Raw genomic sequence first — 24,353 nt, forward strand, 5'->3', positions numbered from 1 at the left:
CACCCGCCCAGGTTCACGCGACCACCGGCTCCGGCATTGCCCGCAGGCGCGCCAGCGCCGAGGTCGCAATGGCAGCGAAGGACAATGCGAACCCCGCGAAGACGAGCCCGACGGCTGCATCGAGCCCGAATGACGAGGCCACGAGGCCGCCGGCGAGCGCGCCGAGCGGCCGCACGCCGTAGATCGCGACCTGGATCGTCGCCCCGACGCGGCCGAGGAGGCCCGCCGGCGTCACAAGCTGGCGCAGGCTGGTCTGGCAGATGAGCCAGCACATCGGACCGAAGCCGATGAGGAATTCGGCCGTCGCCATCCCTGCGAACCCGGCCCCGCGCGGGGCGAGCCAGACGAGAAGGGCCGCGACGACCGAGACGGCCGGCCCGCCGAGGAGGACGAGGTTCGGCGACAGCCGGGAGAGAAGGACGGGCGCGCCGAGGGCGCCGGCGACGAGGCCGATGCCGTAGGCCGACTGCGCGAGCCCCGTCGTGCGCGCGTCGAAGCCGAGACGGTCGAGCGCGAGGGGAACGAATACCGCCGTCAGGGCGAAGAAGGCGAAGTTCCAGAACACCGCGCAGAGCACGATGGCGCGCAGGTAGGGATGGCCGGCGACGAAGCGGGCCCCCTCGCCGATGGCCGTGAGGATCGGCAGCCGTTGCGCCGCATCGATGACGGTGGCCTGCCCGGGCAGGCGCGCGGCCGTGCCCGCCGCAAGAGCCGCCGAGCAAGCGGCGAGCGCATAGCCGAGATTGGGGCTTCCCGCCTGTGCGAGGAAGCCGACGAGCGCGGGCGCCGCGAGCGTCACGATCGCGCGGGCGAACTCCACGGTCGCATTGGCGCGCGCGAGATCGCCGCGAGGCACGAGCCCCGGCAACCAGGACTGCGTCGCCAGCACGAAGACCACGGTTCCGCTCGCCGCGAGGAAGGTCGCAAGGCCGAGCCCGGCGATGCTGCCCGCAACCGCGGCAATGGCCACAGCCGTGAGGATCGCGACCATGATCGATTGCGAGGCAATCAGGATCGTCCGCTTGCTCAGCGCGTCGACCAGGATGCCGGCCGGAAGCGAGACCAGGAGCCAGGCGAGGCTCTGCAGGGCCACCAGCGTTCCGACGGTGGCCGGCCCCGCGGCGAGGAGGAGCACCGCCGACAGCGGCAGGGCTGCGAGGGCGAGCTGATCGGCAGCATGGGCGCCGGCCGAGGCGAGAGCAATGGAGCGAATGGGCGTCGAGGACATGTGCGGTCACCGGGAGATCCAGGGTCCGCACGTTTCCGCATGCGCCCGTTCCCGCCCACCCGTTTCCTCCGATGGGGGCATCGCCTGCAGACCCGCATCGCAGACCCGGCGGGACCTGTCATTTCCGGGCGACGACGACCATGCTAGAGAGAGTACGTGAGCACCGTCTCATCGAGCGTCCCAGGAGGTCGCCGTGGCTGCCGCACCGTCGGGGGCCGATGTCTCGGCCTCCCAACGGAACCCCTGCCATGAGCGACATTCCTGCTCACACGATCCGCTTCGGCCGGATCGCCGCCACGCTGCCCGTCCGGGATATGGACCGTGCCCAGACCTTCTATGTGAACGTGCTCGGCTTCCGCAAAGTCTTCGAGAATGGAAATCCCGTCGGCTTCGCCATCCTGAAGAAGGACGAGGCGGAGCTCCATCTCACGCTGCAGCGCGACCATGCATCCGCGCCCTTCAACGTCGCGCATCTGATGGTCGATGACGTGGATGCCCTCCATGCGCTTTGCCAGCGCGAGGGCCTGCGCATCGTCAAGGGCATCCGCGACAAGGACTATGGCCTCAGAGCCTTCGTCCTCGAAGACCCGGACGGCAACCGCATCGACGTCGGCCAGCCGATCTGAGGGCCTTCAGGGACCGGGAAGGTCCGGAGGGCCCTGCACGCGTTTGCGTCGACCGCTCGCGCAGCCCGAGCAGTTCCGAGATCGGTCAAGAAGGCATGGCCGGGCCCCCCGGCCATCCCGGTTGCCGAGGCGCGGCCAGGACGCACGGGCTGTTCGTCCAGCATCGAATCGACGACCGGAACAGGGGCAGGCAGAAGGGATGGGCCGACCAGTCCCCGACCTTCTCGGGAACCAGCGCCGCGCGCCGGAGACAGGGGGCGGGCAGATTGACGGGCTGCGGCCTGCGCACGGCGTGCCTGCCGCGACCTACCCGCCGAACTTGTTGTTCTTCGGGAAGCCCTTGGGCGGCAGGCGGCCGGCGTCGGCACGGTTGCCGAGCCAGTCCGTGAGATCACCCGCCGCCACCGTCCAGGTGCGGTCGGAGGTGTCCTTCCAGGTCAGGCCGTCGGCGAGGCGGAAGACCTTGGCGTCGGACATGCCGCCGTCCTTGTACTTCTGCAGGCGCACGCCGCGGCCGCGGCCCATCTCGGGCACCTGGACCAGCGGGAAGACGAGGAGCTTGCGGTTCTCGCCGATGGTCGCGACGTGGTCCCCCTCCGCCGGCACGCAGAGAAGCGCCGTCGTCCTGTCGTCCATGTTGAGGACCTGCTTGCCCTTGCGCGTGTTGGCGACGACACTCTCGGCCGGCACGACGAAGCCGCGGCCTTCCCTGGTGGCGACGAGCAGCTTCATCTCAGGCCTGTAGGGGAAGGCCGTGACGATGTCCGCCCCCTCGTCGAGATCGGCCATGAGGCGCACGGGATCGCCGAAGCCGCGGCCGCCCGGCAGCTTCGAGGCGTCGAGGGTGAAGATCTTGCCGTTGGTGGCGAGCACGAGGATCTTCGCCGTCGTCTCCGTGTGGAAGGAGAGCTTCAGGGCGTCGTCGCCCTTGAACTGCAGCGACGAGAGGTCCTGCACGTGGCCCTTGAGCGCCCGGATCCAGCCCTTCTCCGACAGGACCACGGTGATCGGCTCGCGCTCGACCATGGCCGCCGTCAGGTCGATGTCGCCGTTGTCAGGAGCCTCAGCGAAGACCGTGCGCCGCTTGCCGAGCGGCGTCTCCGGCCCGAAGGTCTTCTTCACCTCGCGGATTTCCCAGGCGACCGTCTTCCACTGCCGGTCCTCGGAAGCGAGCAGCGTCTCGATCTCGCCCTTCTCCGCGGTGAGCTGGTCGAACTCCCGGCGCAGCTCCATCTCCTCGAGCTTGCGCAGGGAGCGCAGGCGCGTGTTCAGAATGGCGTCGGCCTGCACCTCGGTGAGCGCGAAGACCGTCATGAGCTCGGCCTTCGGCTCAGCCTCCTCGCGGATGATCTTGATCACCCGATCAAGGTCGAGATAGACGATGAGCAGGCCGCCGAGGACTTCGAGCCGTTTCTCGATCTCGCCCAGGCGGTAGCGCGAACGCCGCTGCAGCACCACGCGGCGATGGTCGAGCCATTCGCGCAGGGCCTCGGCAAGGCCGAGCACCTTCGGCACCTGACCGGCCGTGAGCACGTTCATGTTGAGCGGCACGCGCGCTTCGAGCTCGGTGAGCTTGAAGAGCGTCTCCATCAGCAGCGCGGGATCGACCGTGCGCGAGCGCGGCTCAAGCACGATGCGGATATCCTCGGCCGACTCGTCGCGCACGTCGGCGAGAATCGGCAGCTTCCTCTCCTGCAGAAGCTCGGCGATCTTCTCGATGAGCCGGGCCTTGGCGACGCCGTAGGGGATCTCGGTGACGACGGCGACCCAGGTGCCGCGGCCCGTCTCCTCCCTGGTCCACCGGGCGCGGGTGCGGAAGGAGCCGCGGCCGGTGCGGTAGGCCTCGGCGATGCTCTCGCGGCTCTCGACGATGACGCCGCCGGTGGGGAAATCCGGCCCCTGGACGAAATGGAGGAGCTGGTCGGACGTCGCCCTGGGATGCGACACGAGATAGAGCGCCGCATCGCAGAGTTCCGCCACATTGTGCGGCGGGATAGACGTCGCCATGCCGACCGCGATGCCCTGCGAACCGTTGGCGAGCAGGTTCGGGAAGGCCGCCGGCAGGACGATCGGTTCTCTGTTGGCCTCGTCGTAGGTCTCGCGGAAATCGACCGCGTCCTCGTCGATGCCCTGCAAGAGAAGGCGCGCGACCTCGGTCATGCGCGCTTCGGTGTAGCGCATGGCGGCGGCGTTATCGCCGTCGATATTGCCGAAGTTCCCCTGCCCCTCGATGAGGGGGTAGCGCTGGGCGAAGTCCTGCGCGAGGCGCACGAGGGCGTCGTAGATCGCCTGGTCGCCGTGCGGGTGGAACTGACCCATGACGTCGCCCACGACGCGGGCCGATTTCTTGAAGGCGGCGCCGGGGTCGAGCCGCAGGAGGCGCATGCCGTACAGGATACGCCTGTGCACCGGCTTCAGGCCGTCGCGTGCGTCGGGCAGCGCCCGGTGCATGATGGTGGAGAGCGCATAGGCGAGGTAGCGCTCCTCGAGCGCCGCCTTCAGATTGACGTTCTCGACGCCGTCCCCGGACGGCGGATCGACCGGCTTGCCCATGCGCGTCGTCTATCCCCTCTCGCTGGCGGAACGGATAGCGAACCAACCTCCCCGGCGCAAGCACGGCTGGCGCCCGCCACGCCCTCAGCGAGTGCTGCCGGTGATGATGTCATCGTCGGCGTCGCTCGCCGGCCGAGCCTGTCCGCCATCCGTGGCGGTGACATATCGCCCGATCTCGCACGAGGCGGGCAACCCAAGATTGGGATAATGTGCCTTGTGCGCAGCCCTCAACCCTCCGACCGAAGCGCGAGGTCCACGAAGCGGGCCCGCGCCTCGGGCAGGGAGAGGCCGCGCGGCTCGAAGACGCGGCGATTCAGGAAGAAGCCGGTCAGTGCGAAGCCCGCGGCGATGTCCGGCGGCGTGGGGGGCGCGAGCACCGGGCCCTCGCGCAGGAAGGCGGGCAGGGCGAGCAGCTTGTCCCTGTAGGGTTCGCCTGCAGCCGCCGAAACGGCGCGCCCGGACCTGGGCGAGACGTAGACGAGCTCCTGCGTCGCGCCGGTGGCGGCGCATTCACCGAGATCGAGCCCGAAGCCGAGCTCGGCGAGCATGGCGAGCTCGAAGCGCGCCATGAGCGCGGGGGCGATGTCGGGATCGTCGAGCTTGTCGACGAGGACGCTCAGTGCCTCGAAGATCGGCGGATGCGGATCGCGCTCGGGCAGAAGACGCAGCAGCGCCGTCAGATTGGCGAGCCCGTAGAGCGCCAGCGCAGAATCGATGAAGCGCGCGGCGCGCATCTCGGAGCCTTCGATGGCGAAATGGCCGAGATGCTCCTCGATGCGGGCGCGCCAGGCGACGGTCACGCCGTTGCCGGGCTGCAGGGCCGGCTGCAGCCGCGAGGACCGGCCGCCCCGCACGAGGCCGAGGTGGCGCCCGTGGTCGCGCGTCATCAGTTCAAGGATGACATTCGCCTCCCCGTGCCGCTTCACGCCCAGGATGATGCCGTCGTCACGCCACTCCATGGTCGTCCATGCCGCAGCCTCTCCCCCTCGCGCTTCGGCCCCGACGAGCGATAGGATGCCGCCCTCGTCCTGTCGAGCGGTCCCGTGCAGCCGGGCTGGGCGCTGCCCGAGGCGCGGGCAAATCCGGGTGCGACCCTTTTATTGCGCGGAGGAGATTGGGATGGGCGCTGACGACGCGGATGTGGATACGGTCACGAGCCTCGGCGGGCTGCGGCGCATCTATGCCGCACCGCGGGAGGTCATCGAGAAGAAGCGGCTCGCCCGGCTCGACGCCCACGCCCGAGCCTTCATCGCCCATTCGCCCTTCCTCGTGCTCGCCACCGCGGACGCCCAGGGCCGCGCCGACGCCTCCCCGCGCGGCGACAGGCCGGGTTTCGTCAAGGTATTCGGCGATACGACGCTGGAGCTCCCCGACAGACCCGGCAACAATCTGATCGACTCGTTGCGCAACATCCTCGCCAACCCGAGGGTCGGCCTCGTCTTCCTGGTGCCCGGCCGCGACGAGACCCTGCGCGTCAACGGCCGCGCCCGCATCCGTGCGGGACGGGAGACGCTGGAGCGGCACGCGGTCGACGGCAAGCTGCCGCGCAGCGTCCTCGAGATCACGGCGGAGGAGGTCTACTTCCATTGCGGCAAGGCGCTGATCCGCTCGAGACTCTGGGAGCCCGAGGCGCAGGCGGGGGCCGAAGCGCTGCCGAGCCTGGGCCGAATCCTCGCCGACCAGATCGCGGGCGAGAACGCCGAGGCGCTGGAGAAGGGGCTGCGGGAATCCTACGAGAAGCGGCTCTACTGAGCCGCGCCCTTCGGGGCCCGTCAGCGCCCCTTCGGGAATTCGAGCCCCATCTCCCGATAGCGCTCCGGATCGTCGCCCCAGCGCTCGCGCACCTTCACGAAGAGGAAGAGGTGCACCTTGGCTTCGGCGACCTCAGCGATTTCGGCGCGGGCTGCCGAGCCGATGGCCTTGATCGTCTGGCCGGCCTTGCCGAGCACGATCTTCCGCTGGCTCTCGCGCTCGACGAAGATCGTCTGCTCGATGCGCACGGAACCATCCGGCAGTTCCTTCCACTGGTCGGTCTCGACCGTGGAGGCATAAGGCAGCTCGTCGTGCAGACGCTCGAACAGCTTCTCGCGCGTGATCTCGGCCGCCAGCATGCGCAGCGGCGCATCCGAGATCTGGTCCTCGGGGTAGAGCCAGGGCCCCTTGGGCATGAAGCCCGCGAGCTTGTGCAGCAAATGCGGGACGCCATCGCCGTTGGCGGCCGCGATCATGAAGGTCTCGTCGAAGGCAAGCCGGGCGTTGAGATCGGCCGCGAGCTTCAGGAGCGAGGAGCGTTCGACGAGGTCGATCTTGTTGAGAATCAAAATCTTGCGCTGCTTCAGCTCGGGCAGTTTCGCAAGAATGCGCTCGCTCTCCTCGTCGAGCCCCCGACGGGCATCGACGAGCAGGCACACGACATCCGCGTCGCCCGCTCCGCCCCAGGCTGTCGTCACCATGGCGCGGTCGAGGCGGCGCTTGGGCTGGAAGATGCCGGGCGTGTCGACAAAGACGATCTGGGCCGTCCCCTCCATCGCGATGCCGCGCACGAGGGCGCGCGTCGTCTGCACCTTGCGCGAGACAATGGAGACCTTGGTGCCGACGAGCGCGTTGATGAGCGTCGACTTGCCGGCGTTCGGAGCGCCGATGAGCGCGACGAAACCGCACCGGGTTTCCGCCGTCGCTTCCCGGGCGGCGGTGGTCGAATCGTCAGCCATGACTGTCAGCTTTCCAGATGCCTTCACGCTGCAGGAAGCCGGCGGCGGCGGCCTGCTCCGCCACGCGCTTGGAAGCGCCCTCACCCACGGCGTCGGCCAGTCCCTCGACCTTCACGGCGATGCGGAACATCGGTGCATGGTCGGGCCCCGACCGCGTCACGAGATCGTAGGTCGGCGCCGGCAGGCCCCGCCCCTGCGCCCATTCCTGCAACGCGGTCTTCGCGTCGCGGAGCGGCCGGCGGGGCGCATGCATGCGCTCGGTGAAGGCGCGCTCCACGACGCCCCTCGCCGCCCCGTAGCCGCCGTCGAGGAAGACCGCGCCCACGATCGCCTCGCACACGTCGGCAAGGATCGCCCGGTTGCGCCGCCCGCCGGAGGCGACCTCACCGTCGCCGAGCTTGAGATGCGGGCCGACTTCCCAGGCGGTGGCGACTTCGGCGCAGCTCTCCTTGCGCACGAGTTCGGCAAGGCGCCGCGAGAGCTCGCCCTCCTCCGCACTCGGGAAGGCGGCGAAGAGCATGTCCGACACGCATAGCCCGAGCACCCGGTCGCCGAGGAATTCGAGGCGCTGATAGGTGCGCGTCTTGTCCGAATGCACCGCGCTGACATGCGTCAGCGCGCGCTCGAGCAGATCCGCATCGGCGAAACGATGGCCGATCCTCGCTTCCAGAAGCGCCCGATCGGGCGCACGGCGTCTGGCGCTCATCGCCTTACTTCACCGGTGTGAACAGGCGGCTCCAGCGCACTGTCCACGGCCATTCCCACACCTTCCAGCCCGACGCGCCCTCGTCGATCGAGAAGAAGATGATCTCGGCCCGGCCGACGAGATTCGCGAAGGGGACGTACCCGACCGAGCTCTCATCGCGGCTGTCGGTGGAATTGTCGCGGTTGTCGCCCATCATGAAGTAGTGGCCGGGAGGCACCTTGTAGACGTAGGTGTTGTCCCAATAGCCCCTGTCGCCGTCGCGCTCGACGATGACGTGGCTGACGCCGCCGGGAAGCGTCTCGCGGTACGCCGGGACTTCGACATCGCGCCCCCAGGCGTCCTGCGACCGGTAATTGCCGATGCGCTCGCGCTTCACCGGCTGGCCGTTGATGTGCAGGACGCCGTCGATCATCTGCACGGTGTCACCCGGCAGGCCGATGACGCGCTTGATGTAGTCGGTCGAATTGTCCTTCGGCAGCTTGAAGACGGCGATGTCGCCGCGCTTCGGCTCCGACGCCCAGACACGCCCCGACAGTGGCGCCAGACCAAAGGGGAAGGAGTAGCGCGAATAGCCGTAGGAATATTTCGAGACGAAGAGATAGTCGCCGATGAGGAGCGTCGGAATGAGCGAGCCGGAAGGGATGTTGAACGGCTGGAACAGGAAGGTGCGCACCACGAGCGCGATGAGGAGCGCCTGGATGACGACTTTGACCGTCTCGAGGACCCCGCCCTCGGATGTCTTCTTGGCGCTCTGGTCCACGCGGGCTCGCTCCATGGGAAAAACTTCCTTGCCGGTTTCTTCCGGCCTCGCGAGGGTCTAGCCGATGCCGTGAGGCGCCGCAACGCATGCGGCCGCCACGGCCCCCTCAGGTGGGGGCTTGCCCTCCCCGCGGCAACGGTCGCGCCTCGATGACGACGAAGGCCTGCGCGATCGGCGGATCGTCGGTCAGCGTCACATGCACGACCGCCTCGTGCCCAGCGGGCGTCAGCGCTTCCAGCCGGGCGAGCGCGCCGCCGGTCAGCCGCATCGTCGGCCGGCCGCCCGGCAGGTTCACGACCTCCATGTCGCGCCAGAAGACGCCATGGCTCATGCCGGTGCCGAGCGCCTTGGCGCAGGCCTCCTTGGCGGCGAAGCGGCGGGCGTAGGAAGGGGCGCGCGCGGCCCGGCGGTCACTCTTCAGCCGCTCGCCCTCGGTGAAGACGCGATGCGTGAAGCGTTCGCCGAAACGCTCCAGCGAGCGGGCGATGCGCGTGATGTCGCACAGGTCGGAACCGATGCCGATGATCATGGGTCGCGGGCCGCCCTTCTCCCCTCCTCCATGGCCGCGCGCATGGCGGCGATGGACGCCTCGAGCCCCACGAAGATGGCCTCGCCGATCAGAAAATGCCCGATGTTCAGTTCGACGATCTGCGGAATCGCGGCGACGGGCCCGACGGAGCCGGTCGTCAGGCCGTGCCCCGCGTGGATCTCGAGGCCGCAGGCCGCGCCGTGCGCCGCGGCGCGGCGCAGGCGTTCGAGCTCGCCGGCGACGCGCTCGGCCTGCCCCTCGATCACCGCCTCGCAATAGGTGCCGGTGTGCAGCTCGACGACGGGGGCGCCGAGCGCGGCGGCAGCCTCCATCGCCCGCTCCTCCGGTTCCACGAACAGCGATACGCGGATGCCTGCATCCTTGAGCCGGGCGATCACCGACGGCAACTGCGCCCGCGCGCCGACGATGTCGAGGCCGCCTTCGGTCGTGCGCTCCTCGCGCTTTTCCGGCACGAGGCAAGCGGCGTGTGGTCGGGTGGCGAGCGCGATCTCCACCATCTCGGGCGTGGCCGCCATCTCGAAATTGAGCGGGACGGAGAGTTCAGCCTTGAGGCGGGCGATATCGTCGTCACGAATGTGGCGACGATCCTCGCGCAGATGCGCCGTGATGCCGTCCGCGCCAGCCCTGACGGCAAGGTGAGCCGCCTGCACGGGATCCGGGTGGGCGCCGCCGCGCGCGTTGCGCACGGTTGCCACATGGTCGATGTTCACGCCGAGTCGCAGGGGGGAAAGTGCCATGGCCGTCAGCTCCTGAGCCTTCCGCCGGATGTAGAGGAAGCGGGGCGCCGGCGCCAGAGCGCATTGCCCGGCGGCAAAGGCTTGCCTTTCCGGCGCCGAGAGCGTATGGACGCGGCCTCGCGTTCGCTCCGGCCGGGGGCTGAACGGACGGCGGTTCGCCCGAGCGGCGGCCGCAGGGCCATCAGGTCCGACGTCCCGTGTCTCCGCCTTCGAACATTCCGCTCGGGCCTTGGCGACGAGGCTCGAAGGGCTTGGCGCCGCTGCGAACGCTGATCGAGAACGCAAGGAAAAGGCCACACATGCCTCTCTATGAGCACGTGTTCCTGGCGCGCCAGGACGTGACCTCGCAGCAGGTCGATGCCCTCGTCGAGCAGTACAAGGGCGTCATCGAGGCGAACGGCGGCAAGGTCGAGAAGACCGAGTACTGGGGCGTGAAGTCCCTCGCCTATCGCATCAAGAAGAACCGCAAGGCCCATTTCACGCTCCTCAACATCGACGCTCCGCACCCGGCGGTTGCCGAGATGGAGCGCCAGATGCGCATCAACGAGGACGTGCTGCGCTTCCTGACGGTGCGCGTCGAGGAGCTCGAGGCCGGTCCCTCGGCCATGATGCAGAAGCGTGACCGCGACGACCGCGGCGAGCGTGGCGAGCGCGGCTTCGGCGGCGACCGCGGCTTTGGTGGCGGCCGCTTCGGTGGCGACCGCGGCCCCCGCGGCGACCGCCGTCCGCGTGACGTTGCCGGCGACTCCGCCTCGGAGGAGAACTGACCATGACGACCGCTGCTCCCCGCCGCCCCTTCTTCCGCCGCCGCAAGACCTGCCCGTTCTCGGGCGTCAACGCGCCGAAGATCGACTACAAGGACACTCGCCTGCTCTCGCGCTACATCTCCGAGCGCGGCAAGATCGTGCCCTCCCGCATCACGGCCGTCTCGGCCAAGAAGCAGCGCGAACTCGCCCAGGCGATCAAGCGCGCCCGCTTCCTCGGCCTGCTGCCCTACGTGATCAAGTGAGGCCGGCGCCCCGCGATTGCGCCGAGGCGATGTCCGGGGTACTGACCTAGAGAACGGTCCGGGCGGGCGCCGCCCGGGCATTCCGACGCGAAACGTCGCCTCCCGGACCACCGCCAAGGCCGGGGGGTATGTTGGGGCGGGCCCCGATCCGCCTCTAACCCTGCAGGAAGCAGCGGGACAGCAGGACGATGACGACGATCCTTGCAATCGGCACCGGAGCGGGCCTCGTCTCGGCCCTCCTGTTCGCAGTGGTGATCACCGGATCGCCGCTGGCCGTTCTCCTGTCTTACATTGCGCCGCTGCCCGTCCTCATCGCCGCGCTGGGCTGGAACCACCGGGCCGGAATCGTCGCGACCGCCGCCGGCGCCCTCGCGACGGCCTTCGCCTTCAGCCTCACCGCCGGCGTCACCTTCGCACTCGGCGTCGGCATTCCCGCCTGGTGGCTCGCCTATCTCGCGCTGCTCGGCCGTCCGGCGAGCGCGGGCGAAGTCGAGTGGTACCCGCTCGGGCGCCTGCTCGGCTGGATCGCCGCGGTCGCCGCACTGGTCACGCTCGCCGGCGCCCTTGCCCTCGGCGGCAGCTACGACAGCTATCTCTCCACCATGCGCCAGGCGGTCGAGACGATCCTGAGTGGCCGTCCCGGCGCGCCCGCCAGCGGAACGACCGAACTGCCCGGCGGCATGCCGATGGCCGACCTCGTCAGGATCATCGTTGCCCTGGTGCCGATCATGACCGCGGCCTCCCTGGTGCCGATGCTCGCCGCCAATCTGTGGCTCGCGGCCAAGGTCGTGTCCGTCTCGGGCCGGCTGCCGCGGCCCTGGCCCTCGATCCCGGATCTCGCACTGCCGCGCGAGGCCCTGCCGGCGCTCGCCGTTTCCATCGTGGCGGCACTCGTCGCCGACGGCTTCCCCGCCCTGTTCGCCCAGGCGTTGGCGGGGGCGCTCAGCACCGCCTTCGCCCTGCAGGGCCTGGCGACCGTGCATGCGCTGACGCGCGGCAAGACGAGCCGCGGGGCGCTCCTCGGGGCCGTCTACCTGCTCGTCGTCGTCTTCCTCGTCTGGGTGCTGCCACTGCTCGCGCTCGGTGGCATCGCCGAAGCCCTCTTCCGCCTGCGTGAGCGGTGGGGAGAAGGACTGCCCCGCTCGCGCGACCTGACATCCTGAACGATCCGAACCGACAAAGGAGAACCACCATGGAAGTGATCCTGCTCGAGCGCGTCGCCAAGCTCGGCCAGATGGGCGAGACCGTCCGCGTCAAGGATGGCTTCGCCCGCAATTTCCTGCTGCCGCGCGGCAAGGCCCTGCGCGCCACGAAGGCCAACAAGGAGCGCTTCGAGGCCCAGCGCGCCCAGCTCGAGGCCCGCAACCTCGAGCTGAAGAAGGAGGCCGAGGGCGTGGCCGCCAAGCTCGACGGCGAGAGCTTCGTCGTCATCCGCCAGGCCGGTGAGACCGGCGTGCTCTACGGCTCGGTCGCGGCGCGCGACGTCGCCGAGACGCTGACCGCGGGCGGCTTCACGGTCGGCCGCAACCAGATCGTCCTCAACGCGCCGATCAAGACGCTCGGCCTGCACAACGTGCCGGTCAGCCTGCACCCGGAGGTCGAGGTGAAGGTGACGATCAACGTCGCCCGCAGCCCCGAGGAGGCCGAGCGCCAGGCCCGCGGCGAGGCCGTCACCACGCGCGAGGAGTTGAGCCTCGACGATCTCGGCCTCGAGGTGGGCGCAGCCCTCGCCGAGTCGGCGGAAGGCGAAGCCTGATCTCTCGCATCCCGCAGCTCATGCGTTTCGTGACGGGCGCCGTTTCGACGGCGCCCGTTGCTTTTTGGCCTGCCCGTTCCATATCTTCTTACCGATGCCGGGTGCCGCCCCGAAGCGGCATCGCCCAGAGACGGAGCGGCCCATGGAGGGTTTGCTGCGGTTCGTGCTCGGTCGGCTGATCGGCCGGGGAACGCTTGATGTGGCGGTCGGGGCCGGACGGCCCTTTCGCGTGGGCGACGGGACAGGCGAGCCGCTGGCTGTTCGTCTGTCGGGACGGCGTGCGGCCCTGCGCCTGATGCTCAATGCCGATCTCGCCTTCGGCGAACTTTACATGGACGGCGACCTCGCGGTGGAGCGTGGCGACATCGCCGACGTCATCACCCTCGCCATGACCAATCTCAGGGACTTCCGCCCCAACCTGCCGATTCGCCTGGCGCGCTCCTGGCGAACCGCGGTTCGCTTCCTGCAGCAGCGCAACGTCGCGCGCCGCGCGCGCCGCAACGTGGCGCACCACTACGATCTCGACGGGCGCCTCTACACGTTGTTCCTGGACGCCGACCGTCAGTATTCCTGCGCCTATTTCGAAACGCCCGACCAGAGCCTCGACGATGCCCAGCTCGCCAAGAAGCGGCATATCGCGGCCAAGCTCCTCGTCGAGCCGGGCCAGCGCGTCCTCGACATCGGTTCGGGCTGGGGCGGTCTGGCGCTCTACCTTGCGGAACGCTGCGACGCACGCGTCACCGGCATCACGCTGTCCACCGAGCAGCTCGCCGTGGCGCGCAACCGGGCCAAGGAGCGGAAGCTGCAGGATCGCGTCGATTTCCGCCTCGAGGACTATCGCCACGTGACGGACAGGTTCGACCGCATCGTCTCCGTCGGCATGTTCGAGCACGTCGGCGTGCCCTACTACCGGACCTTCTTCGACACGGCGGCGCGCCTGCTCACCGACGACGGCGTGATGCTCCTGCACTCCATCGGCCGCATGGGCGAGCCGGGCGCGACCAACCCGTGGATCGCCAAGTACATCTTCCCCGGCGGCTACATCCCGGCCCTGTCGGAGGTGCTGCCGGCGATCGAGAAATCGGGCCTCGTCGTCACCGACATCGAGATCCTGCGCCTGCACTATGCCGAGACCCTGAAGGCCTGGCGCGAGCGCTTCCATGCCCGGCGCGAGGAGGTGCTCGCCCTCTACGACGAGCGCTTCTTCCGCATGTGGGACTTCTATCTCGCCGCCTCGGAGATGTCGTTCCGGCACGACGGCATGATGGTCTTCCAGATCCAGCTCGCGAAGCGTCAGGAGGCTGTGCCGCTGACGCGCGATTACATCGGCGCGCGCGAGAACGCGCTCAGGGCGCGCGAGGGCCACCGGCCGGATCTGCGGCTCGCGGGCGAGTAGTCCACCCCGGGGGCGTGACCGGCGCGACACGGTCAATCCGGGTGGCGGCACGGCTGTCAAAGTTTCGTTAACCCTGTGAATCATGGGTGCGCCGGCCGGGCTCGCGCAGGCCATGCGCCGTTCCGCCGGGGCGGCATGCTAGGCTCGCCACATCCGGAATCACGGTTCAGCGAATGTCGTCCGCCAACTCCCTCGTCGCGCGCTTCGAGACGGGGCACGAGCCCGAATATCGCCAGGCTCCCGCCAATATCGACGCCGAGCAGGCCCTGCTCGGCGCCGTCCTCGTCAACAACGAGGCCTATTTCCGCGTGTCCGACTTCCTGGCGCCGGAGCATTTCCACGAACCGGTGCACCGGCGCATCTTCGAGGTGGCGACCGCCCTGATCAAGGCGGGCAAGATCGCCACGCCGATCACGCTCAAGACCTATCTCGGCGACGCCGACCTCGGCGGCGTGACCGTGTCGCAATATCTGGCGCGGCTCGCGGCCGAAGCGACCACCATCATCAACGCCGAGGACTACGGGCGCACGATCCACGACCTCGCGGTGCGGCGCAACCTGATCAGCATTGGCGAGGACCTCGTCAACACGGCCTACGACGCGCCGGTGGAATCCTCCCCGCGCGACCAGATCGAGGAGGCCGAGCGCAAGCTTTATGCCCTTGCCGAGACCGGCCGCTACGACGGCGGATTCCAGCGCTTCGCCGACGCGCTGACGGCGGCGATCGACGTCGCCGCCGCCGCCTACAAGCGCGAGGGCAAGCTCTCCGGCATCGCCACCGGCCTCATCGACCTCGACCGGCAGATGGGTGGCCTGCAGCCCTCCGACCTCATCATCCTCGCGGGCCGCCCGGCCATGGGCAAGACCTCGCTCGCCACCAACATCGCCTTCAACGTCGCCAGGGCCTACCGCGGCGAGAAGCAGCCTGACGGCTCGACGAAGACGGTGAATGGCGGCATCGTCGGCTTCTTTTCGCTCGAAATGTCGGCCGAGCAGCTCGCCACCCGCATCATCGCCGAGCAGTCGGGCGTACCCTCCTACAGGATCCGCCGTGGCGACATCCGCGAGGAGGAGTTCTACAAGGTCACCGAGGCGGCACGCGAAATGCAGATGCTGCCCTTCTACATCGACCAGACGGGTGGCCTCTCCATCGCCCAGCTCGCCGCCCGCGCGCGCCGCCTGAAGCGCCAGCGCGGCCTCGACCTCCTCGTGGTCGACTACCTGCAGCTCCTCTCGGGCTCACAGAGGAAGGGCGACAACCGCGTCCAGGAACTCACCGAAATCACCACGGGCCTCAAGGCACTCGCCAAGGAGCTCGCGGTTCCGCTCATCGCACTCTCGCAGCTCTCCCGCCAGGTGGAAGCGCGCGACGACAAGCGGCCGCAGCTCGCCGATCTGCGCGAATCAGGCTCCATCGAGCAGGACGCCGACGTCGTCATGTTCGTGTATCGCGAGGAATACTACCTGAAGAACAAGGAGCCGAAGCCCGGCACGGAAGAGCATTTCAAGTGGCAGACGGAGATGGATCAGGCACACGGCAAGGCAGAGGTGATCATCGGCAAGCAGCGTCACGGCCCCACAGGCACCGTGCAGCTCTCCTTCCAGGCGGACGTGACGCGCTTCGGTAACCTCGCACAGGAAGACCATCTGCCCGAACAGATGTAATGATCGCGCCAGCAAGGTCCCATCAGACGCGAAGCTGAGAGCCGCATTGACCCACGTCCTCGATCTGCCCCCGCCCGCAACGAGCATCCCCGAGGCCGAGGCCGGCGGCATCCTGACCATCGACCTCGCGGCGCTCGCCGCCAACTGGCGCCTCCTGCGCGACCGGGCGAGAGGTGCCGAATGCGCGGCGGTCGTGAAGGCGGATGCCTACGGCATCGGCATCGAGGCCGCCGTACCGGCGCTGTTCGCTGCCGGCTGCCGCACCTTCTTCGTGGCGCATCTGCAGGAGGCGACGCGGGCGCGCGCCGTCTGCCAGGACGCGACGATCTACGTGCTCAACGGCCTCCTCGTCGGAACGGCGCCGGCCTATGCGACGCATGGCCTGCGGCCGGTCCTCGGCTCCCGGGAGGAGATCGAGGAGTGGGCCGCCTTCTGCCGCGCGGCGGGACGGAGGCTCCCGGCCGCAGTTCATGCCGACACGGGCATGAACCGCCTCGGCCTCAGGGCGGAGGAAGCAGCCGCCCTGGCCGCCGAGGGAGCCCTGCCGGATTTCGAGCCGGCGCTCCTCATGAGCCACCTCGTCTCCGCCGACGAGCCGGACCATCCGGTCACGGCACGGCAGATCGCCGCTTTCCTCGCCCTGCGCGAGCGCTTCCCCGGGGTGCCGGCCTCGCTGTGCAACTCCTCGGGCATCTTCCTGCGCCTGCAGCCACATCTCGACCTGGTGCGCCCGGGCTACGCCCTCTATGGCGGCAATCCGATGCCAGGGGCCGACAATCCGATGCGCCCGGTCGTGCATCTCGCCGGCCGCATCATCCAGCTGCGCTGGGCTGCCGACGGAGAGACGGTCGGCTACAACGCCCACTGGACGGCGCAGGGCCGGCGGCGGATCGCCACCATCTCGGTCGGCTATGCGGACGGCTACCTGCGCGCCGCCAGCGCCACCAACCTGAAGGCCGGCGGCGAGGCCGTGGTGGCAGGGGTCCGCTGCCCCTTCGCCGGTCGCGTGTCCATGGACCTCATCACCATTGACGTGAGCGGCGTGCCCGAAGACAGCATCGCGCGCGGCGACCTCGTGACGCTGATCGGCGACGGTATCGGCATCGACGAGGTGGGCGCCCGCTGCGGCACCATCGGCTACGAGGTGCTGACGAGCCTCGGACGGCGCTACGCGCGCCGCTACGTCGGGTCCTGACGCGTGGCGCGCCGTGGCCCCACCTTCGTCTGCCAGAGCTGCGGCGCCGTCTACGGTCGCTGGCAGGGCAAGTGCGACGCCTGCGGCGCCTGGAACAGCCTCGCCGAGGAGGCGGCCGAAGCGCCCCTGCCCGCGGCAGGCGCCGTGCGCGCGGCGGGGCGCGTCAAGGGGCGCATCTTCGCCCTCGAGGGGCTGAAGGGCGACAGCCGCGAGGCGCCACGCGTCGCCTCGGGCATCGGCGAACTCGACCGGGTGACCGGCGGCGGCTTCGTGCACGGCTCCGTCATCCTGATCGGCGGCGATCCGGGCATCGGCAAGTCGACCCTGCTGATGCAGGCCTGCGCCGCGCTTGCGCGGCGTGGCCTCCGCGTCGCCTACATCTCGGGCGAGGAGGCGGTGGCGCAGGTGCGCCTGCGCGCCGAACGGCTCGGCCTCGCCGACGCTCCCGTCGAGCTGGCGGCCGAAACCAATGTCGAGGACATCGTCGCCACGCTGTCGCAGGGCGCGACGCCGCGGCTCGCCGTCATCGACTCGATCCAGACGATGTGGACCGGCACGGTCGAGGCTGCGCCCGGCACGGTGACCCAGGTGCGCGGCAGCGCGCAGAGCCTCATCCGCTTCGCCAAGACGAGCGGCACGGCCATCATCCTCGTCGGCCACGTCACCAAGGACGGGCAGATCGCTGGCCCGCGCGTCGTCGAGCACATGGTGGACGCGGTCGTCTCCTTCGAGGGCGACAGCGGGCATCACTTCCGCATCCTGCGCGCCGTCAAGAACCGCTTCGGCCCGACGGACGAGATCGGTGTCTTCGAGATGACGGGCCGGGGCTTGTCGGAGGTACCCAATCCCTCCGCCCTCTTCCTCGCCGGGCGCGACCTCTCCGCCCCGGGCACGGCCGTTTTCGCCGGCATGGAGGGCACCCGGCCGCTGCTTGTCGAGATCCAGGCCCTCGTCGCGCCGACCTCGCTCGGCACACCGCGACGCGCCGTCGTCGGCTGGGACCCGGCGCGTCTGTCCATGGTGCTCGCCGTGCTCGAGGCCCACGGTGGCCTCAAGCTCGGCATGCACGACGTCTATCTGAACGTCGCCGGCGGCCTGCGCATCGCGGAGCCGGCAGCCGACCTTGCCGCCGCGGCGGCGCTCGTCTCCTCGCTCGCCGGGGTGCCCCTGTCGCCCGAGACCGTGCATTTCGGCGAGATCGGCCTCTCCGGTGCCATCCGCCCGGTGGCGCAAGCCCCGGCCCGGCTGAAGGAGGCGGCGAAGCTCGGTTTCGCCCGCGCCGTCGCCCCCCCGACGGCGCGCGAGCCGGGCGATGCGCCGCCGCTCGCGCTTGCCGGTGTCGGCCACATCACCGACCTTGTCGCCGCCATCGCGGCGACCGCGCCGCGGGCGCGGCCCGTCTTGCGGCAGGCGGACAGGTGACGCAGCGGTTAACGCGAGCTATACACCGGGCGCCGCCGCTCGATGCGGGCGGCGCCTCGATTCCGTCCTGAGCTGCAGGCCGCGTCCTCCATGCCCGTTGCGCTTCTCGACCTCATCGTCCTCGGCATCGTGCTGATTTCGGCGCTGCTCGCGGCGGTTCGCGGCTTCACCCGCGAGGTGCTCGCCATCGCGTCCTGGGCGGTCGCCGCCGTGGCGGCGCTCGTTCTGCATCCTTACGCACTGCCCTACGTCCGCGAGCACATCTCCAACGCCAATATCGCGCTCGCTGTGGCGATCGCCGCCATATTCCTGGTGACGCTCGTCGTCGTCTCCTTCATCACCGTGCGGCTGTCGGACATCGTGCTCGATTCGCGCATCGGCGCGCTCGACCGCACGCTCGGATTCCTGTTTGGCGCGGCGCGCGGCCTCCTGATCTGCATCGTCGGCTTCATGTTCTTCAACTGGCTCGTGCCGGAGAAGATGCAGCCGGAATGGGCGCGCAACGCCCGGGCCCGCCCCTTCCTGCAGGCGAGCGGCGATCGCCTGATGGCGATGTTGCCCGACGACCCCGAAAGCACCATCTTGCAGAAGCTGAAGCGGCCGAAGACGGACGGGGAGCCGTCCGAGCCGCCCGCCGAAGCGGAGCCGCGCGCCCCCGGCACATCGCCGGCGACACCGGGTCAGCGTTCGGACAACGGCACGCGGCCGGGTTACAATCAGGCCGACCGGCGGGGGCTCGAGCAGCTCGTCGGCGGCACGGCCAGGGGACATGTGCAAGGGGCTGCGACCCAACGGTGACGGCAACCCGCCTTCGGCGAGTGCTGCGCGACGGATGACGGTGGTGGGCGACCGTCGGAGGAGGCCATGGCCCGCGAGGCGGGCGATGGCGAGGTGCTTGCGAGCGAGACGATGAACGAGTTCGATCTGGACGGCGATACGCTGCGCGAGGAGTGCGGCGTTTTCGGCATTTTCGGCCATCCCGACGCGGCGGCGATCACCGCCCTCGGCCTGCACGCCCTGCAGCACCGCGGACAGGAGGCGGCCGGTATCGTCTCCTTCGACGGCAAGCGTTTCCATTCCGAGCGCCGTCATGGCCTCGTCGGCGACAATTTTTCCGACCGCAGCACCATCGAACGCCTGGCCGGCTCGGTCGCCATCGGCCACGTGCGCTATGCCACCACGGGCGAGACCGTCCTGCGCAACGTGCAGCCGCTTTTCGCCGAACTCGGCGGCGGCGGGTTCGCCGTGGCCCACAACGGCAACCTGACCAATGCGCTGACGCTCAGGCGCGAGCTTGTACGGGACGGTGCCATCTGCCAGTCGACGAGCGATACGGAGGTCATCCTCCATCTCGTCGCGCGCAGCCGGCGCACGCGCTTCGTCGACCGCTTCATCGACGCGCTGCGCCAGATCGAGGGAGCCTATTCCTTCGTCGGGCTGACCAACAAGAAGCTCGTCGGCGCGCGCGATCCGCTCGGCATCCGCCCGCTGGTGCTCGGCGAGCTCGACGGCCGCTACATCCTCGCCTCCGAGACCTGCGCGCTCGACATCATCGGCGCGCGTTTCATCCGCGATGTCGAGAACGGCGAGATCGTGGTCATTTCCGACACGGGGCTCGAATCGATCAAGCCCTTCCCGCCGCAGCCAATGCGGCCCTGCATCTTCGAGTACATCTATTTCGCCCGGCCGGATTCCATCGTCCACGGCCGCAATGTCTATGAAGTGCGCAAGCGCATGGGCGCGGAACTCGCGCGCGAGGCGCCCGCCGCGGCCGACGTGGTCGTGCCCGTGCCGGATTCCGGCGTGCCGGCGGCCATCGGCTATGCGCAGAGCTGCGGCATTCCCTATGAGCTCGGCATCATCCGCAACCATTATGTCGGCCGCACCTTCATCCAGCCGACGCAGTCGGTGCGCGAGCTCGGCGTGCGCATGAAGCATTCCGCCAACCGCGGCGCCGTCGCCGGCAAACGCATCGTCCTCGTCGACGATTCGATCGTGCGCGGCACGACGTCGGTGAAGATCGTGAAGATGATGCGCGATGCAGGGGCTACGGAGGTGCACTTCCGCATCGCGAGCCCGCCGATCGCCTATCCCGACTACTACGGGATCGACACGCCGGTGCGCGAGAAGCTGCTCGCCGCCACGCACAGCCTCGAGGAGATGCGCGCCTATATCGGGGCCGATTCCCTCGCCTTCCTGTCGGTCGACGGCGTCTATCGCGCCGTCGGCTACGAGGGCCGGGACCCGGTATGTCCGCAGTTCACCGACCACTGCTTCACTGGCGACTATCCGACACCGCTGACCGATATCAGCGGCGAGGCGACGCCGCAGGTGTCGCTGCTCGCCGAGGCAGGCTGAGGCGGCTCCCAAGAGTGCCCCCGGCCCGCCTCCGCGGGCCGGGGGCTTTTTCCTGCAGTTCTCTCAGATCACGAGGACGCGCGTGCCGACCGGCACGCGTTGGTAGAGGTCCATGACCTCGTCGTTCATGAGGCGCACGCATCCCGAAGAGACGGCCTGGCCGATGGAAGCCGCCTCCGAGGTGCCGTGGATGCGATAGAGCGTGTCCCGGCCGTTCTGATGGAGATAGAGCGCACGCGCGCCCATCGGGTTGTCGATGCCGCCGGCCATCATCAGCGGCAGTTCCGGCTGGCGCTTGCGCATGTCCGCCGGCGGATACCAGTTCGGCCACACGGCCTTGCGCGCCACGTCGGCGCGTCCGGACCATGAGAAACCCTCGCGCCCGATGCCGCAGCCGTAACGCAGCGCCTGCCCTCCCTCGAAGACGAGGTAGAGGAAGAAGTTGTGCGTGTCGACGACGATGGAGCCGGGCCGCTCCCTCCCCTCGTAGGCGACGAGCTGGCGCCGGTAGATCGGATCAAAGGGCTCGGCATTGGCAGCGAGATGAAGCGCCTGGGCGTCGAGCGCCTTGTGGTCGATGGCAGCAAGAGCCGCCGGGGCGGACAATGCCAGGCTCGCCGCCGGCAAGGCCGCCAGGGCGGAACATTTGAGGAAAAGTCTGCGATCGAGCGTCATGATGGTCCTGTCGAAGGAATGGCCCGACGGCGCCTCGGCGCGAGCGCGCACGAGCGACCATCGTTGCCGGGTGCGGGATGGGTCGGTGGGGACGGGTCAGCCGCGCAGCGGCCCCTTCGGCGGTTCGAGCGGCGGCGACCGATCGGCCGACGGCGGCATGGCCGCGGCCCTCGCCGGCGCGAGGCGCATCGCCCCGCTGCCAGGCGCGCAAGCGGGAGCGGTCGGCAGGATGCCGTGCAGGCAGGGCCGCTTGTCACCCGCCGGCGCAGGTAACGTCTCGCCCCTCTCCGCGGCGTCGGCCGAGAGCGCGAAAACGTGCTCCGTCGCGGCGACGATGGCCGCCGCGCGGGCTGTGCTGCCCGCGATCACATAAGCCTTGCCGAGGCCAAGGCCGAGGACGAGCGCGATGCTGATCGCCACCGCCAGCAGACGGCGCCGCGCAAACCAGGCCGCTGCCCCGGCGGAGCGCGGCGTGCGGCGCAGGGATCGCAGGCTCGCAGCACCAAACATCTTGCGCACTCTCTCGACCATCCGCTGCCGGCGCCGAGCGGGAGCGGCATGAAAATAGCCATAACATCAACAACTTAGGCACGATCCCCGGCTCGCGAGCACCGAGGCTGAGCGGCGGCTCGCATCCGGGCCGGGCACCGGCTTGCCCGCCGCGGGGTTTGCTCGCACGGGATGAGAGTGAATCGCGACGCAATGGGGCAAATTTGGGCAGGCACCGCGGTATCATATGCATTCCCGGCGCCTGTTGCCGATATCACACAGTCCCGTGCCTCACGGCCCTCGCCTCGGCCTCCCGGAGGTGGTAGGTCGAGCGCCGGCCCTTTCCAGAAGAGCAAGCAGTCCCGCAATGTCCCGACCTCTCGACGAACGCATCGCCCTGGTCACCGGCGCGTCCCGCGGCATAGGCCGCGCCGTGGCACTCGAACTCGCGCGGGCAGGCGCCCATGTCATCGCGCTCGCCCGCACGGTGGGTGCCCTGGAAGAGCTCGACGACGATATCCGGGCGGTCGGCGGCCAGGCGACGCTCGTTCCTCTCGATCTGAAGGACTACGAGGCGCTCGACCGCCTGGGTGCGGCGATCTACGAGCGCTGGGGCAAGCTCGACGTCTTCGTGGCGAACGCCGGCATCCTCGGCAGCCTGTCCCCGATCGGCCACATCGACCCGAAGACGTGGGACGACGTCATGGCCATCAACGTGACGGCGAACTGGCGCCTCGTCCGCTCGCTCGACCGGCTGCTGCTCGCTTCGGACGCCGGCAGGGCGGTGTTCCTGTCCTCGGGGGCAGCGCACAGCTGCCGCGCCTACTGGGGCCCCTACTCCGCCTCCAAGGCCGCGCTGGAGGCCATCGCCCGCACCTACGCCGAGGAAACCCGGACGACCCCGGTGCGCGTCATGATCGTCAATCCGGGGCCGTTGCGCACCGCCATGCGGCGCTCGGCCATGCCGGGCGAGGACCCGATGACGCTCAGGACGCCTGAGGAACTCGCCCCGCGCATCCTGGAGCTCGTGACGCCGGCCTGGAAGGACAGCGGCCTCATCTACGATTTCCCGCAGGATGCGCTGCTGCGCCCGCAGATGCCCGTCCCCGTCGCGTGACGGACGCCCCGCCCTGCCCGCGCGCCTCAGCGCCGCTCGCCCTTGTCGTAGGGGTTCTTGCCCATGCGCAGCGCGAGCCGGATCGGCACGCCGGGCAGGTCGAAGGCTTCGCGCAGGCCGTTGACGAGGTAGCGCGTGTATGATTTCGGCAGGGCGTCGAGCTGGTTGCCGAAGATGGCAAAATGCGGCGGCCGGCTCTTCACCTGGGTCATGTAGCGAATCTTGATGCGCCGGCCGGCCACGGCCGGCGGCGGGTGCATCTCCAGCACGTCGCCGAGCCAGCGGTTGAGCTGCGCCGTCGCGATCCTCCGGTTCCAGACGTCGTGAGCCTGCAGGACGGCCTGCATCAGGCGGTCGACGCCCTCGCCCGCGAGCCCCGAGACGGGCACCACCTCGACGCCCTTGACCTGCGCGAGGAGGCGTGAGGCCTCCTCCTTCAATTCCTTGAGCAGGCCGGGCTTGTCGGCGACGAGGTCCCACTTGTTGAGGCCGACGACGAGCGCCCTGCCCTCGCGTTCGACAATATCGACAATCGTCAGGTCCTGCTTCTCGAAGGGAATGGTGGCGTCGAGCAACACCACGACCACCTCCGCGAAGCGCACGGCCCGCAGGCCGTCGGCGACCGAGAGCTTCTCGAGCTTGTCGTCGACGCGCGCACGCTTGCGCATGCCGGCGGTATCGAAGAGCTTCACGGCACGCCCGCGCCACTTCCAGTCGAGCGAGATGGAATCACGGGTGATCCCCGCCTCGGGCCCCGTGAGCAGCCGTTCCGCACCCACCATGCGATTGATCAGGGTGGACTTGCCGGCATTGGGCCGCCCTACGATGGCGACGCGGATGGGACGATCGGCCTCCACCCCGTCGGTCTCCTCGCCGGCTTCCTCCGCATCGTCCGGCTGGGGCAGCACAGCGGCGAGCGCATCGTAGAGCTCCCCCATGCCCTCCCCGTGCTCGGCGGAGATCGGCACCGGATCGCCCAGGCCGAGGGCGAAGGCCTCATAGGCGCCTTCGATGCCGCCGCGCCCCTCCGCCTTGTTGGTGAGGAGAATGACCGGCTTGCCGGAGCGCCGCACGAGATCCGCGAACTGGCGGTCCATCGGCGTCAGGCCGGCGCGCGCGTCCACGACGAACAGCACCACGTCCGCTTCCGAGATCGCGGCCTCGGTCTGCGCACGCATGCGGCCGACGAGGGTGGTCTCGTGCGCGTCCTCGAGCCCCGCCGTGTCGACGATGGTGAAGGCCAGGTCTCCGAGCCGCGCCGCGCCCTCCCGGCGGTCGCGCGTGACGCCCGGCCGGTCGTCGACAAGCGCCAGCTTCTTGCCCACGAGGCGATTGAAGAGCGTCGACTTGCCGACGTTCGGGCGGCCGACGATGGCGACGACTGGAGCCATGGAAAACGTG

At 69.4% G+C, this 24,353-nt stretch carries 24 protein-coding genes; 13 read left to right on the forward strand and 11 right to left on the reverse strand.

Annotated features, from left to right (window positions below; all coding sequences use genetic code 11):
* Positions 1-13 precede the first annotated feature (13 nt).
* Positions 14-1,228: an MFS transporter gene (locus QNA08_RS01680; protein ID WP_283738940.1), complete on the reverse strand. Its 1,215-nt coding sequence runs from the start codon at positions 1,226-1,228 to the stop codon at positions 14-16.
* Between the two features lie 248 nt (positions 1,229-1,476).
* Here QNA08_RS01680 and QNA08_RS01685 point away from each other — a divergent pair, with 248 nt between their 5' ends.
* The gene (locus QNA08_RS01685; protein ID WP_283738941.1) at positions 1,477-1,854 is read left to right on the forward strand and encodes a glyoxalase superfamily protein; all 378 of its coding nucleotides are present in this window, start codon (positions 1,477-1,479) and stop codon (positions 1,852-1,854) included.
* Positions 1,855-2,160: 306 nt separating this feature from the next.
* Here the strand turns inward: QNA08_RS01685 and parC are convergent, their stop codons facing one another.
* Both parC and recO read right to left on the reverse strand, forming a co-directional pair.
* Positions 2,161-4,407 (reverse strand): DNA topoisomerase IV subunit A, encoded by a 2,247-nt coding sequence (parC, locus tag QNA08_RS01690; RefSeq protein ID WP_283738942.1) that lies wholly within the window; start codon positions 4,405-4,407, stop codon positions 2,161-2,163.
* Positions 4,408-4,634: 227 nt separating this feature from the next.
* A complete protein-coding gene (gene recO, locus QNA08_RS01695) occupies positions 4,635-5,366 on the reverse strand; it encodes a DNA repair protein RecO (protein WP_283738943.1) in 732 nt (243 codons plus the stop codon).
* A 160-nt stretch (positions 5,367-5,526) separates the two neighbouring features.
* Here recO and QNA08_RS01700 point away from each other — a divergent pair, with 160 nt between their 5' ends.
* Positions 5,527-6,159, forward strand: a complete 633-nt coding sequence (locus tag QNA08_RS01700) for a pyridoxamine 5'-phosphate oxidase family protein (protein ID WP_283738944.1) — start codon at positions 5,527-5,529, stop codon at positions 6,157-6,159.
* A gap of 20 nt (positions 6,160-6,179) precedes the next feature.
* Here the strand turns inward: QNA08_RS01700 and era are convergent, their stop codons facing one another.
* From era to QNA08_RS01725, 5 genes are all read right to left on the reverse strand, one after another.
* Positions 6,180-7,118 (reverse strand): GTPase Era, encoded by a 939-nt coding sequence (era, locus tag QNA08_RS01705; RefSeq protein WP_283738945.1) that lies wholly within the window; start codon positions 7,116-7,118, stop codon positions 6,180-6,182.
* Positions 7,111-7,824, reverse strand: coding sequence for a ribonuclease III (gene rnc, locus QNA08_RS01710; protein WP_283738946.1), 714 nt, complete (start codon positions 7,822-7,824; stop codon positions 7,111-7,113). Before rnc ends, era begins: the two co-directional genes overlap by 8 nt.
* Before the next feature lie 4 nt (positions 7,825-7,828).
* A complete protein-coding gene (gene lepB, locus QNA08_RS01715) occupies positions 7,829-8,599 on the reverse strand; it encodes a signal peptidase I (RefSeq protein ID WP_283738947.1) in 771 nt (256 codons plus the stop codon).
* 91 nt (positions 8,600-8,690) lie between these two features.
* Positions 8,691-9,113: a holo-ACP synthase gene (gene acpS, locus QNA08_RS01720; RefSeq protein ID WP_283738948.1), complete on the reverse strand. Its 423-nt coding sequence runs from the start codon at positions 9,111-9,113 to the stop codon at positions 8,691-8,693.
* Positions 9,110-9,871 carry a pyridoxine 5'-phosphate synthase gene (locus tag QNA08_RS01725; protein ID WP_283738949.1) on the reverse strand — a complete coding sequence of 254 codons (762 nt, stop codon included), beginning with the start codon at positions 9,869-9,871 and terminating at the stop codon, positions 9,110-9,112. The genes acpS and QNA08_RS01725 overlap by 4 nt, the downstream gene beginning before the upstream one ends.
* A gap of 299 nt (positions 9,872-10,170) precedes the next feature.
* On the opposite strand from QNA08_RS01725, the gene rpsF reads away from it, so the two are divergent.
* The 10 genes from rpsF (at position 10,171) to purF (ending at position 20,671) form a co-directional block, all read left to right on the forward strand.
* Positions 10,171-10,638 (forward strand): 30S ribosomal protein S6, encoded by a 468-nt coding sequence (gene rpsF, locus QNA08_RS01730; protein WP_283738950.1) that lies wholly within the window; start codon positions 10,171-10,173, stop codon positions 10,636-10,638.
* A 2-nt stretch (positions 10,639-10,640) separates the two neighbouring features.
* Positions 10,641-10,880, forward strand: coding sequence for a 30S ribosomal protein S18 (rpsR, locus tag QNA08_RS01735; protein ID WP_283738951.1), 240 nt, complete (start codon positions 10,641-10,643; stop codon positions 10,878-10,880).
* A gap of 188 nt (positions 10,881-11,068) precedes the next feature.
* Positions 11,069-12,043: a DUF2232 domain-containing protein gene (locus QNA08_RS01740; protein WP_283738952.1), complete on the forward strand. Its 975-nt coding sequence runs from the start codon at positions 11,069-11,071 to the stop codon at positions 12,041-12,043.
* Positions 12,044-12,072: 29 nt separating this feature from the next.
* Positions 12,073-12,636, forward strand: a complete 564-nt coding sequence (gene rplI, locus QNA08_RS01745; protein ID WP_283738953.1) for a 50S ribosomal protein L9 — start codon at positions 12,073-12,075, stop codon at positions 12,634-12,636.
* Positions 12,637-12,778: 142 nt separating this feature from the next.
* On the forward strand, positions 12,779-14,032 hold the full coding sequence (locus QNA08_RS01750; RefSeq protein ID WP_283738954.1) for a cyclopropane fatty acid synthase: 1,254 nt from the start codon (positions 12,779-12,781) through the stop codon (positions 14,030-14,032).
* Between the two features lie 173 nt (positions 14,033-14,205).
* Positions 14,206-15,696, forward strand: coding sequence for a replicative DNA helicase (locus QNA08_RS01755; protein WP_283738955.1), 1,491 nt, complete (start codon positions 14,206-14,208; stop codon positions 15,694-15,696).
* A gap of 46 nt (positions 15,697-15,742) precedes the next feature.
* Positions 15,743-16,891, forward strand: coding sequence for an alanine racemase (alr, locus tag QNA08_RS01760; protein WP_422679833.1), 1,149 nt, complete (start codon positions 15,743-15,745; stop codon positions 16,889-16,891).
* A gap of 3 nt (positions 16,892-16,894) precedes the next feature.
* A complete protein-coding gene (gene radA / locus QNA08_RS01765; RefSeq protein ID WP_283738956.1) occupies positions 16,895-18,313 on the forward strand; it encodes a DNA repair protein RadA in 1,419 nt (472 codons plus the stop codon).
* A 90-nt stretch (positions 18,314-18,403) separates the two neighbouring features.
* Positions 18,404-19,111 (forward strand): CvpA family protein, encoded by a 708-nt coding sequence (locus QNA08_RS01770; protein WP_283738957.1) that lies wholly within the window; start codon positions 18,404-18,406, stop codon positions 19,109-19,111.
* A 66-nt stretch (positions 19,112-19,177) separates the two neighbouring features.
* Complete coding sequence (purF, locus tag QNA08_RS01775; protein ID WP_283738958.1) at positions 19,178-20,671, forward strand: amidophosphoribosyltransferase; 1,494 nt, start codon at positions 19,178-19,180, stop codon at positions 20,669-20,671.
* A 63-nt stretch (positions 20,672-20,734) separates the two neighbouring features.
* On the opposite strand, the gene QNA08_RS01780 is transcribed toward purF, so the two are convergent.
* Complete coding sequence (locus tag QNA08_RS01780) at positions 20,735-21,397, reverse strand: L,D-transpeptidase (RefSeq protein ID WP_283738959.1); 663 nt, start codon at positions 21,395-21,397, stop codon at positions 20,735-20,737.
* Between the two features lie 45 nt (positions 21,398-21,442).
* The gene (locus tag QNA08_RS01785; RefSeq protein ID WP_283738960.1) at positions 21,443-21,865 is read right to left on the reverse strand and encodes a hypothetical protein; all 423 of its coding nucleotides are present in this window, start codon (positions 21,863-21,865) and stop codon (positions 21,443-21,445) included.
* 337 nt (positions 21,866-22,202) lie between these two features.
* Here QNA08_RS01785 and QNA08_RS01790 point away from each other — a divergent pair, with 337 nt between their 5' ends.
* Positions 22,203-22,952, forward strand: a complete 750-nt coding sequence (locus QNA08_RS01790) for an SDR family NAD(P)-dependent oxidoreductase (protein ID WP_283738961.1) — start codon at positions 22,203-22,205, stop codon at positions 22,950-22,952.
* A gap of 26 nt (positions 22,953-22,978) precedes the next feature.
* On the opposite strand, the gene der is transcribed toward QNA08_RS01790, so the two are convergent.
* Positions 22,979-24,343, reverse strand: a complete 1,365-nt coding sequence (der, locus tag QNA08_RS01795; protein ID WP_283738962.1) for a ribosome biogenesis GTPase Der — start codon at positions 24,341-24,343, stop codon at positions 22,979-22,981.
* Between the last annotated feature and the right edge of the window lie 10 nt (positions 24,344-24,353).

Source organism: Chelatococcus albus (genome assembly GCF_030067675.1).
Taxonomy (GTDB): Bacteria; Pseudomonadota; Alphaproteobacteria; order Rhizobiales; family Beijerinckiaceae; genus Chelatococcus_A; species Chelatococcus_A albus.

What these genes read in the sequence shown, in the direction of transcription:
- lepB (WP_283738947.1), bottom strand. Translation starts at nt 8,599, where the DNA reads ATGGAGCGAGCCCGCGTGGACCAGAGCGCCAAGAAGACATCCGAGGGC.
- QNA08_RS01725 (WP_283738949.1), bottom strand. Translation starts at nt 9,871, where the DNA reads ATGGCACTTTCCCCCCTGCGACTCGGCGTGAACATCGACCATGTGGCA.
- era (WP_283738945.1), bottom strand. Translation starts at nt 7,118, where the DNA reads ATGGCTGACGATTCGACCACCGCCGCCCGGGAAGCGACGGCGGAAACC.
- QNA08_RS01680 (WP_283738940.1), bottom strand. Translation starts at nt 1,228, where the DNA reads ATGTCCTCGACGCCCATTCGCTCCATTGCTCTCGCCTCGGCCGGCGCC.
- rnc (WP_283738946.1), bottom strand. Translation starts at nt 7,824, where the DNA reads ATGAGCGCCAGACGCCGTGCGCCCGATCGGGCGCTTCTGGAAGCGAGG.
- purF (WP_283738958.1), top strand. Translation starts at nt 19,178, where the DNA reads ATGGCCCGCGAGGCGGGCGATGGCGAGGTGCTTGCGAGCGAGACGATG.
- der (WP_283738962.1), bottom strand. Translation starts at nt 24,343, where the DNA reads ATGGCTCCAGTCGTCGCCATCGTCGGCCGCCCGAACGTCGGCAAGTCG.
- QNA08_RS01770 (WP_283738957.1), top strand. Translation starts at nt 18,404, where the DNA reads ATGCCCGTTGCGCTTCTCGACCTCATCGTCCTCGGCATCGTGCTGATT.
- QNA08_RS01790 (WP_283738961.1), top strand. Translation starts at nt 22,203, where the DNA reads ATGTCCCGACCTCTCGACGAACGCATCGCCCTGGTCACCGGCGCGTCC.
- QNA08_RS01700 (WP_283738944.1), top strand. Translation starts at nt 5,527, where the DNA reads ATGGGCGCTGACGACGCGGATGTGGATACGGTCACGAGCCTCGGCGGG.
- QNA08_RS01750 (WP_283738954.1), top strand. Translation starts at nt 12,779, where the DNA reads ATGGAGGGTTTGCTGCGGTTCGTGCTCGGTCGGCTGATCGGCCGGGGA.
- parC (WP_283738942.1), bottom strand. Translation starts at nt 4,407, where the DNA reads ATGGGCAAGCCGGTCGATCCGCCGTCCGGGGACGGCGTCGAGAACGTC.
- acpS (WP_283738948.1), bottom strand. Translation starts at nt 9,113, where the DNA reads ATGATCATCGGCATCGGTTCCGACCTGTGCGACATCACGCGCATCGCC.
- rpsR (WP_283738951.1), top strand. Translation starts at nt 10,641, where the DNA reads ATGACGACCGCTGCTCCCCGCCGCCCCTTCTTCCGCCGCCGCAAGACC.
- QNA08_RS01740 (WP_283738952.1), top strand. Translation starts at nt 11,069, where the DNA reads ATGACGACGATCCTTGCAATCGGCACCGGAGCGGGCCTCGTCTCGGCC.
- rplI (WP_283738953.1), top strand. Translation starts at nt 12,073, where the DNA reads ATGGAAGTGATCCTGCTCGAGCGCGTCGCCAAGCTCGGCCAGATGGGC.
- rpsF (WP_283738950.1), top strand. Translation starts at nt 10,171, where the DNA reads ATGCCTCTCTATGAGCACGTGTTCCTGGCGCGCCAGGACGTGACCTCG.
- QNA08_RS01685 (WP_283738941.1), top strand. Translation starts at nt 1,477, where the DNA reads ATGAGCGACATTCCTGCTCACACGATCCGCTTCGGCCGGATCGCCGCC.
- QNA08_RS01755 (WP_283738955.1), top strand. Translation starts at nt 14,206, where the DNA reads ATGTCGTCCGCCAACTCCCTCGTCGCGCGCTTCGAGACGGGGCACGAG.
- recO (WP_283738943.1), bottom strand. Translation starts at nt 5,366, where the DNA reads ATGGAGTGGCGTGACGACGGCATCATCCTGGGCGTGAAGCGGCACGGG.